The following is a 13601-nucleotide window of genomic DNA, read 5'->3' as shown; positions in this document are numbered from 1 at the left end:
CCATTGTGGCGAGGGAGCTTGCTCCCGCTGGATTGCGCAGCGATCCCAAGCTTTTGGGGCCGCTACGCAGCCCAGCGGGAGCAAGCTCCCTCGCCACGGTTTGCCTTACATGAACAGCATTGCCAACCGAGCACTCTCAAATAGGTTTTGCAAATGCTAACCGTTTACCATTTGTAATTCACGCTGGCGACGACGTTGCGTTGGTCTCCGTAGTAGCAATAGAAGCCGTCACAGGTGGACAGGTATTCCTTGTTGAAGATGTTTTTCGCGTCCACCGCCACGGTGACGCCCTTGAGGGTCTTGTTCAAACGGCCCAGGTCGTAATGGGCCGAGGCGTCATACACCGTATAGGAGCCGACATGCCCCCAATCGGTGTTGGTGGTGTTGCCGTAGGTGTCGCCGACATAACGCACGCCGGCACCCACGCCGAATCCGTCCAGCGGGCCGTTGTGCCAGGTGTAGTCAGCCCATGCGGTGGCCTGGTTACGCGGAACCTGGGCCATGCGCTTGCCTTCTTCGGCCGCGGTGCCCTTGGTGATTTCGCTGTCGTTGTAGGTGTAGGAACCGACCAGCTTCAGGTTGTCGGTAACGTCGCCCGAGGCTTCCAGCTCAAGGCCGCGCACCTGGACTTCACCAACCTGGCGGGTGACGTTGTTTTCGGTGACGGAGTTGTTTTTCTGGGTCAGGTCGAACACCGCAGCCGTCAACAAGGTCTTGGTGCCGGGTGGCTGGTACTTGATACCCGCCTCGTACTGTTCGCCTTCCGTCGGCTTGAACGCTTCGGTGCTGTTGACGGTTGAGCCCGCCGCCGCCTGGAACGACTGGGCGAAGGAAACGTAGGGCGTCACACCGTTATCGAAGACGTAGCTTAACGCCGCGTTGCCGCTGAATTTCTTGTCGCGCTGGGTGTTGGTGACATTGTTCTGGTTGTGGAACACGGTGCCGGTGTGAATCCAGTCTTCACGACCACCAAGGGTCAGGCGCCACTTGTCCAGGGCAATCTGGTCCTGGAAGTACAGGCCGGTCTGGTTGGTCTTCTGGTTGTAGTCATACATCGTGAAGTACTGGACGTTGGAAAAATCCTGTCCGTAGGTCGGGTTGTTGATATTGCTGGTCGGCACGCCAGTCGAACCCCAATCCCAACGCGAATTGCTGTTCGAGCGCTGGTGATCCAGGCCCAGCAACAAGGTGTGGCTCAGATCACCCGTCTGGAAGTCGGCCTGGAAGTTGTTGTCCACGGCGAACTGGCTGATGTCTTCGTCGATCACGCTGGCGCTGCGCTTGACGTTGCCGTCGGCGTCCACCGATTGGTCCGGGCCATCTGGCCAGAATTGGCCACCGGCGGAGATGCCCTGGGTTTCCAGGTCGCTCTTGGTGTAGCGCAGGTTCTGGCGGAACTGCCAGGTGTCGTTCAGGCGGTGTTCAAAGGCATAACCGAGCGCGTAGTAGGTGCGGTCGTAGAATTCCCAATCTGGATCACCGAGGTTCTTGTGATGGGAAATCTTGCCCGCCGGCGACGACAGCTTGGTGCCTTGCAGGGGCAGGAATTGCCCGGTGATGCCGGTGTCATCGCGGGTGTATTGCGAGAGGAATGTCAGGCGGGTGTCGTCGTTGATGTTCCAGGTCAGGCTCGGGGCGATGTTGTAGCGCTTGTCCGGGATGTGATCGATCTGGGAGTTACTGTCGCGCACGGTACCGCTGAGCCGGTAGAGGAACTGGCCTTCGTCGTCGACCTTGCCGGTGCTGTCGAAGTTGATCTGCTTGTGCTCGTGGCTGCCGGCCTGCAACTCCACTTCATTGCTGCTCTCGGCTTGCGGGCGACGACTGACCATGTCGAGCATGCCGCCGGGTGGCGTCTGGCCGTAGACCGACGACGCCGGGCCTCGAAGCACGGCGATGCGCTCAAGGTTCCACGGCTCGATCTTCGGTGTGATGTAGTTGCCCTTGGGCAGCGGCAGGCCATCGAGGAACTGGGTCGGTACGAAGCCGCGCACCAGCAGCCAGTCATTGCGCGAATCCGAACCGTAGCCGCTGCTCTGCACGCCGGCGGTGTAGCGCAGGGCATCGTTGAGGTTGAGCACGGAGCGGTCGTCCATCTGCTGGCGCGTGACCACCGAGACCGAGCGCGGCAGTTCGACGATCGGCGTGTCGGTCTTGGTGCCGGCGGCGGTGCGGGTGACCGCATAGCCTTCGGTCGGACCCCAGGCGGTTTCGCTGACGCCGGCGCCGATCACGCTGGTTTCCGGCAGCACCATGACACCCTCCGGCACGACCACCAGGCTGTAGGTGCCGGCACTGCTTTGTTCCAGTTGCAGGCCGGTGCCGCGCAAGGCTTCACGTAGCGCACCGGTGGCGTCGAACTGGCCTTGGACCGGCGCCGAGGTTTTACCCGAAGCCAGCGCCGGGTTCAGGCTCAGGGCAAGGCCGGCCTGGCTGGCGATCTGGTTCAGGGTGCTGGCCAATGGCGCGGCGGGCAGGTTGTAGGCGCGCACGCTGGACGCCTGCTCGGCGGCCAGCAGCGGACCGCTGGCCAGCGGGGTGGCGAAGGCGATGGCGACGGCCAACAGGCTGGGACGCAACAGGGTGTCTAGCGGGCGGGACATACGGCGGCTCCTGAATGGAAATATTTCTCAATTGCCTGTGTGCCGGATGAAAACCGAAAAGTGATAGGGGTGGATGAAAATAATTTAGATTCAGATTGCGAGCGGTTTGATGGTGATGCAACTGGCCTCTTCGCGAGCAGGCTCGCTCCCACAGGGGTTCGCATTGCCTGGTGGGAGCGAGCCTGCTCGCGAAGGCCTCCTCAGAGACGCAACATTCTCTAGCGCTTGGCCTCGACCCGCGGCGCCACCAGCACCCACCAACGCGTGTGATGCTCGACCTGCACCGGCAAGGTCGGCAGCAAAGCGGTCAACGCCAGGTTGGTGTCATGCAGCGGGAAACTGCCGGTAATTCGCAGGTCCGCCACCTTGGGCTCGACGCCGAGGTAGCCGCGCCGATAGCGCGCCAACTCACGGACCAGGTCTTCGAGTCGCGCGTTGTCCACCACCAGCATGCCGCGAGTCCAGGCATCGGCGCCGGGGCTCAGGGCCAAGGTTGGACCGAGGCCGTCGCGGCGCATCAGCACCTGCTGGCCTTCGCGCAGAATCTGCTCTTCAGCGGTCGCTTGCGGATGCGCGGCCACCGCGGATTTCAACACACTCAGGCGCGTACCTTCGTCTTCGAGCCTGACCAGAAAGCGCGTGCCCAGGGCGCGCATGCTGCCCTCGCGAGTCTCGACGATGAACGGGCGCGGATCGTTGTGGCCGGTTTCCACCAGGATCTCGCCTTCCTGCAGGATGACGCGACGCTGCTTGTCGTCGAAACGCACGTCCAGCGCGCTGTGAGTGTTGAGGTTGATCAGCGTGCCGTCGGCCAGGCGCAACGTGCGCTGTTCACCGGTGGCGGTGCGCTGGTCGGCCAGCCAATAATCCAGCGGCAGGTAACGCTCGCCAGCGAACAGCGCCAGGCCGATGACCGCGACGACACTGGCCAGGCCGCTGCCGATCTTGCGTACCCGCCGCCGGATGCTGACCCGCGATTGCAGCAGCGCCGCACGCGCCGGGCCGCTGGCGGCGCTGAAACGCTGGTCGAGCATGCCCAGCTGTTGCCAGGCGCGTGCATGCTCCTCATCGGCGGCGTGCCATTGAGCGAAGGCTTCACGCTCCTGAGGGCTGCCATTGCCTGAGTCCAGGGACAATTGCCAGGCGATGGCCGCGTCCAACACCCGCGCCGAGACTGGCTTGGAAGAGGCCAGGGTCATGTCGGCTCACCGTAAAGGGCGATGTAGCACTGCCGCACGCCTTGGGCCAGGTATTGGCGCACCCGCGGCACCGAAACCCCCAGGCGCTCGGCAATTTCAGCATGGCCGAGGCCGTCGAGGCGGTTATAGAGGAAGGCCGCACGCGCCTTGCTCGACAGTTTGCCAAGCAGACGGTCGATGTTCCTGAGGTCTTCGAGGATCATCTGCTGCTCCTCTACCGAAGGTTGCTCAGCCTCGGGAATCAGCATCAGTTCGGTCAGGTAAGCCTGCTCCAGCGCGGCCCTGCGGAAATAATCAAACAGCAGGCCTTTGGCGATCGCCAGCAGAAACGCCCGGGGCTCGCGCGGTGGCTGCAACCCGTCACGCCCCAGCAGCCGCACGAAAGTGTCCTGGCTCAAGTCTTCCGCCCGCTGTGGGCACGCCACGTTGCGCTGTAGCCATGCCAATAGCCAGCCGCGATGGTCGCGGTACAACGCACCAACCAGATCACCGTTAGGAGTAGGAACTGACGACACGGAGCATCACCGACGCATTAAGTAACGAGAATTGTTCGCGATTGTGGCAGAGGCGGGGGCGGGAAAGCAATTGGCGCTGGTCGGGATAAAACTGTGCACTCCTGTGGGAGCGAGCCTGCTCGCGAAAGCGGTCCATCCAATACATTGATGCCGGCTGACAAACTGCCTTCGCGAGCAGGCTCGCTCCCACAAAAGCCTTGCTGTTTCAATTAAAGCGAAGGCGCCTGCTGCCTCCGTTTCCATTGCCCCAGGCGCTGTTGCAGGTCGAGCGCGCTGTGGATGTCCTGCTGGCGGGCGCGGCTGAACAGGATCAGCGCTAGTTCCGCGGTGGCGAGGGCGTCGGCGCTGGCGTTGTGGCGCTCGAAGACTTGCAGCTTGAACCAGTCAATCCACTCGTCCAGGCCTGACTTGCGCAGATTGGCTTGCGGGCAAAGCATCGGGGCCAGGTCGGCCACGTCCAGGAACGGATGCAGCAGCCGGCAGCCCAGATAATCTTTCATGGCGCGTCCGAGCATGTGCGAATCGAACGGCGCATGGAACGCCAGCAATGGGCTGTCGCCGACGAACTCCATGAATGCCACCAGCGCTTCGGCCGGGTCGCTGCCGGCGGCGATGGCACTGGGTGCCAGGCCATGGATCAGTACGCTTGGCCCAAGCTTCTGCTGGTCGCATTGCAAGGTTCGCTCGAACTGCTGGCTGAAGTCGATGGCGCCGTCTTCAATGACGACCGCACCGATGGACAGCACCTGATCCTTGTTCAGGTTGAGGCCGGTGGTTTCCAGGTCGACCACCACCCACCGTTGTTCCCGCAGGCTGCGCTCCGTCAATGGCGCGGCGGCGGGCAGATTGTTCAGGCGCTGCTGCAATGCGTCCGAGAGCATCGGCTGGACCGGGCGCAACCAGGAAAACAGACTCACAGTTGGTACCTCACGGTCAGGCTGCTCTGCAGGCGTTGGGCCTGGCGCAGGGACTCACGCAGGATGCGCCGGTCCAAGTGGTTGAGGCTGTCCGGGTCGACGCGGTTGGAGTAGGGCTGGTTCTCCCGCGTTTGCAGCTGATGCTGTTGCATGCGCGTCTGCTGGATAAAGTGATAGGCCTCTTCATAAGCCGCGCCGTCCAGCGGCTCGATCACCTCCTTGACGACCAGTTGCCGCAAGCGCTCCAGAGTATTGTTGGCCTCGATGCCGTTGGCCAGCGCCAGCAGGCGGGCGCCGTCGACGAAGGGGGTCAGGCCTTGTACTTTGAGGTCGAGCGTCGCCTTCTCGCCGTTTTTGCGGCTCAACACAAAATCCCTGAAGCGGCCAACGGGCGGGCGATGGCGAAGCGCGTTCTCGGCCAGCATGCGTTGGAACAGGCGATTGTCGGCCACCTGATCGAGGATCTGCCGGCGCAACTGCTCGCAGCCTTGCTCGTCGCCCCACACCACCCGCAAATCGAAATAGATGCTCGAACCCAGCAGGTTCTCCGGGGTGGCCTCACGGACAAATGCCGCGAAGCGGCGTGCCCATTCGGCGCGGGACAGGCACAACTCGGGGTTGCCGGCCATGATGTTGCCCTTGCACAACGTGAAGCCGCACAAGGCCAGGCTCTGGTTGATCTGCTGGGCGATGGGCAGCAGCAGGCCACGGATCTGCGCCGCATGGGCAGCGTCCCGGGCTTCGAACAGGATGCCGTTGTCCTGGTCGGTGTGCAGGGTCTGTTCGCGGCGGCCTTCGCTGCCAAAGCACAGCCAGCTGAACGCAACGCCCGGGTCGCCCTTCTCGGCCAGGGTCAGCTCGATGACCCGGCATACGGTGTGGTCGTTGAGCAGGGTGATGATGTGGGTGATCTGGGTCGATGACGCGCCATGGGCCAGCATGCGCTCCACCAGTTGACCGATTTCGCCGCGCAAGGTCACCAGGTTCTCGATCCTGGGGGCGTTGCGGATCGTCCGGGCCAGGTGCACCAGGTCGACGCGCTGCAGGGAAAACAGGTCCCGCTCCGAGACCACGCCGCACAAGCGCTGGTCCTTGACCAGGCAGACGTGGGCAATGTGGCGCTCGGTCATGGCGATGGCCGCATCGAAGGCGCTGTGGTCAGGCGACAGGAAAAACGGTGCCTGGGTCATGTGCATGGCGATCGCCCCGGAAAAATCCCCGGTACCGTCGGCCACGACCTGACGCAGATCGCGCAGGGTGAAAATCCCGACCGGCGCCTTGTGTTCGTTCACCACCACGATGCTGCCGACTTGCTGCTCATGCATCAGCTTGACGGCTTCGCGCAACGGCGTTTCGGGGCTGCAACTGACCGGGTGACGCATTGCCAGCTCGCCCAGGCGGGTATTGAGGGAATATTGCGTGCCCAGGGTCTGCGCGGATTTCTGCTGTACTTGCTGGTTGACCTGATCGAGCAGGCTGCTGACGCCGCGCAAAGCGAAATCGCGAAACGGGCCGGACAGGGCGAACAGCTTGATGAAGGCCAGTTTGTTCAACTGCAGGCAGAAAGTGTCCTCGCCGGCCCGGTGCTCGGTGCGGGTCGCTCGCTCACCCAACAGGGCCGCGAGGGGGAAGCACTCGCCGGTGGTGATCTCGAAGGTGGTCTCGGTGCCGCCCTTGGCCGAGTGCGGTCGCTCGCCCACTATCCGGCCTTGCTTGACGATGTAGAAGTGCTCAACCGGACCGTCGGCCGGCTTGATAATGGTTTCGCCCGGGGCATAAAAACGCAGCAGGCATTGTTCGACCAGGTAGGCCAGGTGGGCGTTTTCCATCTGGTTGAACGGGGGGAAACGCTGAAGAAACTGCAACGTACCCTGGATGTTCTGCAACACCGCGGTTTTCCCTGCCTGGATGAAGGCGTCCGCTTTTTTCATAACCATTACGCAGTCTTTTTCGAATTGTTGTGGTCGGATCTGTTCCCCCATGGTCGGCCCCTGAGCGCGGGGTGCCCATTGGACGTAAGTCTAGGTCGCGGCAATGGGAGCGAAACCAAGGAAAATTCCCACGCCTTGCGTCGAAAAATTCTTCAAGGAATGTACTTGGAAAAAAATCCGACGAAGTGCACATTGAAGCGCCGCAGAACGATGTCTGACCACTGTGCCAGGGGATCGATTCGAGAACGTAGAGAGCATCATGTCCGACCACGATATTTTGAGTGACGCCGAGCGCGAGGCGCTGAGTGCCGTCATGCTGGAACCCGACCTGCCGCCGCAGCGAGTCCTGATTGTCGATGACGACAAGGACGCCCGTGAGCTGCTGTCGGAAATCCTGGCATTGGATGGCATACGCTGCATGACCGCCGCCAGTGGCGAAACCGCACTCAGGATGCTGGAAACCAAGCCCGCCATCGGCCTGCTGATCACGGACCTGCGCATGGGCAATGTCGATGGCCTGGAACTGGTGCGCCTGGTACGCGAGTCGGAGCGGGCGGCGCTGCCGATCATCATTGTGTCGGGCGATGCCGACGTGAAGGACGCCATCGAGGCGATGCATCTCAGTGTGGTGGATTTCCTGTTAAAGCCGATCGACACCGACAAGCTGCTGGGGCTGGTCAAGCATGAGTTGGGGATGGATCTCTAGCCACCGTCTGTTCAATTGACCCGATTGCTTTAGTGATTGAGAGCTTTTGTGGCGAGGGAGCTTGCTCCCGCTCGACTGCGCAGCAGTCGCAAGTTTGCCGATGAAGTTCGAAATCTGAAAAGAGGGGCTGCTTTGCAGCCCAGCGGGAGCAAGCTCCCTCGCCACAGAAGCCTGTCCAGGCCTGAAACTGTTGCAAACTTTCGGGACTGAACAGCCCGCATGAAAAAGCCCTGATCTTTCGATCAGGGCTTTTTTATGTGCCGCGATTACCGCTCAATCACAACCCATTGGCTGCCTTGAACTCGCGACGACGACGGTGCAGCACCGGCTCGGTATAGCCATTTGGTTGCCTGGTCCCTTCGATCACCAGTTCGACCGCCGCCTGGAAGGCGATGTTGCTGTCGAAGTCTGGCGCCAGCGGGCGATACAGCGGGTCGCTGGCGTTCTGGCGGTCGACCACCGGCGCCATGCGCTTGAGGCTTTCCATCACCTGCTCCTGCGTGACGATGCCGTGGCGCAGCCAGTTGGCGATGTGCTGGCTGGAAATACGCAGCGTCGCACGGTCTTCCATCAGGCCGATGTCGTTGATGTCCGGCACCTTGGAGCAGCCCACGCCCTGGTCGATCCAGCGCACCACGTAGCCAAGGATGCCCTGGGCATTGTTGTCCAGTTCATGCTTGATCTGCTCGGGCGTCCAGTTCGGGTTGACCGCCAGCGGGATGGTCAGGATGTCGTCCACCGAAGCGCGAGCGCGCTTGGCCAGCTCGGCTTGGCGGGCGAACACGTCGACCTTGTGGTAATGCAGCGCGTGCAACGCGGCGGCAGTCGGCGACGGCACCCACGCGGTGTTGGCGCCGGCCATTGGGTGAGCGATTTTCTGCTCCAGCATGGCTGCCATCAGGTCAGGCATGGCCCACATGCCCTTGCCAATTTGCGCACGACCTTGCAGACCGGTGCTCAAACCGATGTCGACGTTCCAGTTTTCATAGGCGGCGATCCACTTCTCGGCCTTCATGTCGGCCTTGCGCACCATCGGGCCGGCTTCCATGGAGGTGTGGATTTCGTCGCCGGTGCGGTCGAGGAAACCGGTATTGATGAACACCACGCGCTCGCTGGCCGCCTTGATACAGGCCTTGAGGTTGACCGTGGTACGGCGCTCCTCGTCCATGATTCCTACTTTGAGGGTGTTGCGCGGCAGGTTCAGCACGTCTTCGACGCGGCCGAACAGCTCGTTGGTGAACGCCGCCTCTTCCGGGCCGTGCATCTTCGGCTTGACGATGTACACCGAGCCGGTGCGGCTGTTGCGGCGCGAGGTGTTGCCGTTGAGGCTGTGGATCGCCGCCAGGCTGGTGATCAGCCCGTCGAGGATGCCTTCCGGCACTTCATTGCCGTCCTTGTCCAGGATCGCGTCAATGGTCATCAGGTGACCGACGTTGCGCACGAACAAAAGCGAACGGCCGTGCAGTGTCACGCTCGACCCGTCCGCGGCGGTGTAGACGCGGTCAGGGTTCATGGTCCGGGTAAACGTCTGGCCGCCCTTGGCGACTTCTTCCGACAGATCGCCTTTCATCAGGCCGAGCCAGTTACGGTAGATCACCACCTTGTCATCGGCATCGACGGCGGCGACCGAGTCTTCGCAATCCATGATGGTGGTCAACGCGGCTTCCATCAGGATGTCTTTGACGCCGGCGGCGTCGGTCTGCCCGACCGGAGTGCTGGCATCGATCTGGATTTCGAAGTGCAGGCCGTTGTGCTTGAGCAGCACGGCGCTCGGCGCCGACGTATCGCCCTGGAAACCGATCAGTTGGGCATCGTCGCGCAGGCCGCTGTTGCTACCGCCCTTGAGGGGCACGACGAGCTTGCCGTCGACGATCTTGTAGGCAATGGAATCGACATGGGAGCCGGCCGCCAACGGGGCTGCTTCGTCGAGAAAGGCGCGGGCGAAGGCGATGACCTTGTCGCCGCGGACCTTGTTGTAGCCTTTGCCTTTCTCCGCGCCATCGGCTTCGCTGATCGCATCGGTGCCGTACAGCGCGTCGTACAGCGAACCCCAGCGGGCGTTCGAGGCGTTGAGGGCGAAACGGGCGTTCATCACCGGCACCACCAGCTGCGGGCCGGCCATGCGGGCGATTTCTTCATCGACATTCTGGGTCGTGGCCTGGAAATCCGCCGCTTCTGGCAGCAGGTAACCAATGTCTTGCAGGAAGGCTTTGTAAGCCACGGCGTCGTGGGCCTGGCCGGCACGAGCCTGGTGCCAGGCATCGATCTGCGCCTGGAAATCGTCGCGTTTGGCGAGTAGGGCTTTGTTCTTCGGCGCCAGGTCGTGGATGACCTTGTCGGCACCGGCCCAGAATGCGTCGGCGGTGAGGCCGGTTCCGGGAATGGCTTCGTTATTCACGAAGTCGAACAGGACTTTGGCGACCTGCAGGCCACCGACTTGAACGTGTTCAGTCATTGCTTGCCTCACTCTGCTCAGCTATTGCGCTTTTCAGCTCTTCGATTTGGACAATGAAGCCTCGGGACATTTAAACCACAAACCCCTGGACCAGTACATGCCATTGCTGGCGGCTGGGTTAAGCCTTGCTGACGGGGCTTTCAGGGATGCGACTGGCCTGGGCAGACATCGGTGCAACATTAGGCATTGCGGTTATGTAGTGCACGCTGCGGCATACTACATGATCAGTTACGGTTGTGAAAATCAGACTAATTCCGTCGTTCCGCGACCGACTAAAGCACTACAGTCACGGCGCGGAACCGGATGTTCTCAAAAAACTGTTGGATTGTTCCAGATAAATCTAAGATTCGTACACGATTCGTACACATATACCTGTGGCAAGGTAGCGCGACCGTGTGGATTTTCCGCCTTGCCTATACTGTCCGTTCCATCAACAGAAGGGCTGCGCCATGGACCATCTCGTCATCACCGTTTTCGCCCCGGACAAACCCGGGCAGGTCGAGCGCATCGCTGAGTGTATTGCCGAGCACGGCGGCAACTGGCTGGAAAGCCGTATGTCCCACCTCGCCGGGCAATTCGCCGGGATCCTGCGCCTCAGCGCCCCGGCTGAATCTCATGAAGAACTGATCGAGGCTTTGCATGGGCTGGCGGCCCATGGCATTCGTGTGCTGATTGCTGAGAATGCGATCGAAGAATCCTGCACCTGGAAACCCATCGCCATGGAACTGGTGGGCAATGACCGTCCCGGCATCGTGCGCGACATCACGCGCCTGTTGAGCGAGCAGGGGGTGAACGTCGAGCGGCTGGTTACCCATGTTCGACCCGCGCCGATGAGCAGCGAATTGTTATTCCATGCCGAGGCGATTCTCGGAGTGCCCCTGACCTTGTCACTGGACACCCTGCAGGAGCGCCTGGAAACCCTGGCCGATGAACTGATGGTCGAGCTGAAACTCGGCGACGAAAGCTGACGCAGGTTATCCAAGGAAAAGCTGCGCCTGCCTGTGGATAACCTGTAGAGACCCGGCGCCAGCCCAGGCCTGCCGGGCCTCCGCCAGTGATGATCAAAAAACCACCAGTTTTCAAAGGCTTGTGCACAAACGCCGGGGATCACGTTGTGGATAACCTTGGGAAGGATAAGCGCAGGCCACGCCGGACGTGGCCTGTAGAGATGTGTTGGTTTTTTGATCAGGTGCGCCGGCGCATGCTGACCACCGCGTCGATGCTGTACACCGCCAGACCGGCCCAGATGAACAGGAACGCCACCAGCGTGCTGGACGACAAATGTTCGTCAAACAGAAGCACCGCGAGCAGCAGGACGAGCGTCGGCGCGATGTACTGCAAGAAACCCAGCGTGGTGTAGGGCAGGTGCCGCGCCGCCGCGTTGAAGCAGACCAGAGGTACCAGCGTCACGGGACCGGCCGCCACCAGCCACCAGGCTTCGGAAGTCGTCCAGAAAGCCGCCTGGGCGCTGGTGGCGGCCGGGTTGAACAGCAGCCATGCGATAGCGATCGGTACCAGCATCCAGGTTTCCACCACCAGCCCTGGCAAGGCCTTGACCGGCGCCTGCTTGCGGATCAACCCGTAGAAACCAAACGTCAGCGCCAGCATCAGCGACACCCACGGCAGACTGCCCACCTGCCAGACCTGTTGCGCCACGCCAATGGCTGCCAACGCCACCGCGACCCATTGCATGCGGCGCAGCCGCTCGCCGAGGATCAACATGCCCAGCAACACGTTGACCAGCGGATTGATGTAATAGCCCAGGCTGGCTTCGAGCATGCGACCGTTATTCACCGCCCAGACGTAGGTCAGCCAGTTGGCGGCGATCAGCGTGCCGCTCAGGGCCAGGATCGCCAGGCGCCGCGGATTGTCCCGCAGCTCGCGCCACCAGCCCGGATGTTTCCAGACCATCAGCAGGGCCGCGCCGAACAGCGCCGACCAGAGTACCCGGTGGATGATGATTTCCACCGATGGAACGTTGGCGATGGCTTTGAAATAGATGGGGAACAGGCCCCAGATGATATAGGCGCTCAGGCCCAGAATGTACCCGCGACGCGGGTTGGCGGCTTGCATGCAGAATCCTTGCTTAGGCAGCTAACAAAGAAGTGATTGTAAGTAGATTTTTCTGATTGTGCTGTGAACCTTGCAAGGAACTGACCCGAGCAAAAGTCCGCTGTGGGAGCGAGCCTGCTCGCGAAGGCGGTGAAACACTCGCCATTTATATGACTGACGTATCGCTTTCGCGAGCAGGCTCGCTCCCACATGAGTTTCAAGTGGCCGTTGGTGCCCCGCCCATCAAAAAAGCTTCAACGGCTCTTCCTGAAGCGCCGCCAGTTGCTCGCGCAGCGCCAACACCTGGTCGCCCCAGTAACGTTCGCTGCCGAACCAGGGGAAGCTTCGCGGAAACGCCGGGTCATCCCAGCGGCGCGCCAGCCAGGCGCTGTAGTGCATCAGGCGCAGGGCGCGCAGCGGTTCGATCAGGGCCAATTCGCGCGGGTCGAAATCATGGAATTCCCGGTAGCCGTCCATCAATTCCGATAGCTGCCCTAGGCATTCCTGCCGATCCCCGGCGAGCATCATCCACAGATCCTGCACGGCCGGGCCCATGCGGCAATCGTCGAGGTCGACGATATGGAACACCTCGTCGCGGCACATCATGTTGCCGGGATGGCAATCGCCGTGCATGCGGATGTTCTGGTGGGGCGTGGCGGCGTAGGCATCTTCGACACGCTTGAGCAGATCCCTGGCCACTGATTCGTAGGCCGGCAGCAGGCTACGGGGGACAAAGCCGCTTTGCAGCACGGTCTCCAGCGAGTCATGGCCGAAGTTCCTCACGCCCAGTGCTTCGCGATGCTCGAATGGCCGGGTCGCGCCGATCGCGTGAAGCCTTCCGAGCAACTGGCCCAGACGATAGAGCTGGTCGAGATTGCCTGGCTCCGGCGCCCGCCCGCCGCGACGGGGGAACAGGGTGAAACGAAACCCGGCGTGCTCATGCAGGCTGGCACCGTTATGGATCAGCGGCGCCACCACCGGCACTTCGCAGTCGGCCAGCTCGAAGGTAAAGCGGTGTTCTTCCAGGATCGCTTCGTTGGTCCAGCGCTGGGGGCGATAGAACTTGGCGATCAGCGGCTCGGCGTCTTCGATGCCGACCTGATAGACACGGTTTTCGTAGCTGTTGAGCGCCAGCACGCGGGCGTCGCTGAGAAAGCCGATGCTTTCAACGGCATCGAGCACCAGGTCGGGCGTAAGGGTTTCAAACGGATGGGACATGCTGA

10 protein-coding genes are annotated in these 13601 nt (G+C 61.8%); 2 read left to right on the top strand and 8 right to left on the bottom strand.

Annotation, left to right across the window (positions count from 1 at the left end):
• Nucleotides 1-164: 164 nt before the first annotated feature.
• The 5 genes from J3P97_RS25035 to J3P97_RS25015 form a co-directional block, all read right to left on the bottom strand.
• Entirely contained in the window at nt 165-2603 is a 2439-nt protein-coding gene (locus tag J3P97_RS25035) for a TonB-dependent siderophore receptor (RefSeq protein ID WP_434672980.1), read from the bottom strand.
• 218 nt (nt 2604-2821) lie between these two features.
• Complete coding sequence (locus J3P97_RS25030; RefSeq protein ID WP_434672979.1) at nt 2822-3802, bottom strand: FecR domain-containing protein; 981 nt, start codon at nt 3800-3802, stop codon at nt 2822-2824.
• A complete protein-coding gene (locus J3P97_RS25025; protein WP_434602040.1) occupies nt 3799-4317 on the bottom strand; it encodes an RNA polymerase sigma factor in 519 nt (172 codons plus the stop codon). Before J3P97_RS25025 ends, J3P97_RS25030 begins: the two co-directional genes overlap by 4 nt.
• Before the next feature lie 209 nt (nt 4318-4526).
• A complete protein-coding gene (locus tag J3P97_RS25020; RefSeq protein WP_434672978.1) occupies nt 4527-5234 on the bottom strand; it encodes a 3'-5' exonuclease in 708 nt (235 codons plus the stop codon).
• Nucleotides 5231-7171, bottom strand: a complete 1941-nt coding sequence (locus J3P97_RS25015; RefSeq protein ID WP_434672977.1) for a putative nucleotidyltransferase substrate binding domain-containing protein — start codon at nt 7169-7171, stop codon at nt 5231-5233. Before J3P97_RS25015 ends, J3P97_RS25020 begins: the two co-directional genes overlap by 4 nt.
• Before the next feature lie 253 nt (nt 7172-7424).
• Here J3P97_RS25015 and J3P97_RS25010 point away from each other — a divergent pair, with 253 nt between their 5' ends.
• On the top strand, nt 7425-7871 hold the full coding sequence (locus J3P97_RS25010; protein ID WP_434571351.1) for a response regulator: 447 nt from the start codon (nt 7425-7427) through the stop codon (nt 7869-7871).
• 277 nt (nt 7872-8148) lie between these two features.
• On the opposite strand, the gene J3P97_RS25005 is transcribed toward J3P97_RS25010, so the two are convergent.
• Nucleotides 8149-10326, bottom strand: a complete 2178-nt coding sequence (locus tag J3P97_RS25005; protein WP_434672976.1) for a malate synthase G — start codon at nt 10324-10326, stop codon at nt 8149-8151.
• A 449-nt stretch (nt 10327-10775) separates the two neighbouring features.
• On the opposite strand from J3P97_RS25005, the gene J3P97_RS25000 reads away from it, so the two are divergent.
• Nucleotides 10776-11294: a glycine cleavage system protein R gene (locus tag J3P97_RS25000; protein ID WP_434672975.1), complete on the top strand. Its 519-nt coding sequence runs from the start codon at nt 10776-10778 to the stop codon at nt 11292-11294.
• Nucleotides 11295-11511: 217 nt separating this feature from the next.
• Here J3P97_RS25000 and rarD read toward each other — a convergent pair whose 3' ends face one another.
• Nucleotides 11512-12399: an EamA family transporter RarD gene (rarD, locus tag J3P97_RS24995; protein WP_434602037.1), complete on the bottom strand. Its 888-nt coding sequence runs from the start codon at nt 12397-12399 to the stop codon at nt 11512-11514.
• Between the two features lie 222 nt (nt 12400-12621).
• Nucleotides 12622-13596, bottom strand: a complete 975-nt coding sequence (locus tag J3P97_RS24990; protein ID WP_434602036.1) for a serine/threonine protein kinase — start codon at nt 13594-13596, stop codon at nt 12622-12624.
• Nucleotides 13597-13601 lie beyond the last annotated feature (5 nt).

Origin of the sequence: Pseudomonas sp. R1-15 (genome assembly GCF_051132085.1) — a bacterium.
Lineage (GTDB): Bacteria > Pseudomonadota > Gammaproteobacteria > Pseudomonadales > Pseudomonadaceae > Aquipseudomonas.
The sequence above is the reverse complement of the archived record's forward strand: the minus strand, read 5'-3'. Positions and strand labels throughout refer to the sequence as shown.

What these genes read in the sequence shown, in the direction of transcription:
- J3P97_RS25035 (WP_434672980.1), bottom strand. Translation starts at nt 2,603, where the DNA reads ATGTCCCGCCCGCTAGACACCCTGTTGCGTCCCAGCCTGTTGGCCGTC.
- J3P97_RS25015 (WP_434672977.1), bottom strand. Translation starts at nt 7,171, where the DNA reads ATGGTTATGAAAAAAGCGGACGCCTTCATCCAGGCAGGGAAAACCGCG.
- J3P97_RS25010 (WP_434571351.1), top strand. Translation starts at nt 7,425, where the DNA reads ATGTCCGACCACGATATTTTGAGTGACGCCGAGCGCGAGGCGCTGAGT.
- J3P97_RS25000 (WP_434672975.1), top strand. Translation starts at nt 10,776, where the DNA reads ATGGACCATCTCGTCATCACCGTTTTCGCCCCGGACAAACCCGGGCAG.
- J3P97_RS24990 (WP_434602036.1), bottom strand. Translation starts at nt 13,596, where the DNA reads ATGTCCCATCCGTTTGAAACCCTTACGCCCGACCTGGTGCTCGATGCC.
- J3P97_RS25030 (WP_434672979.1), bottom strand. Translation starts at nt 3,802, where the DNA reads ATGACCCTGGCCTCTTCCAAGCCAGTCTCGGCGCGGGTGTTGGACGCG.
- J3P97_RS25005 (WP_434672976.1), bottom strand. Translation starts at nt 10,326, where the DNA reads ATGACTGAACACGTTCAAGTCGGTGGCCTGCAGGTCGCCAAAGTCCTG.
- rarD (WP_434602037.1), bottom strand. Translation starts at nt 12,399, where the DNA reads ATGCAAGCCGCCAACCCGCGTCGCGGGTACATTCTGGGCCTGAGCGCC.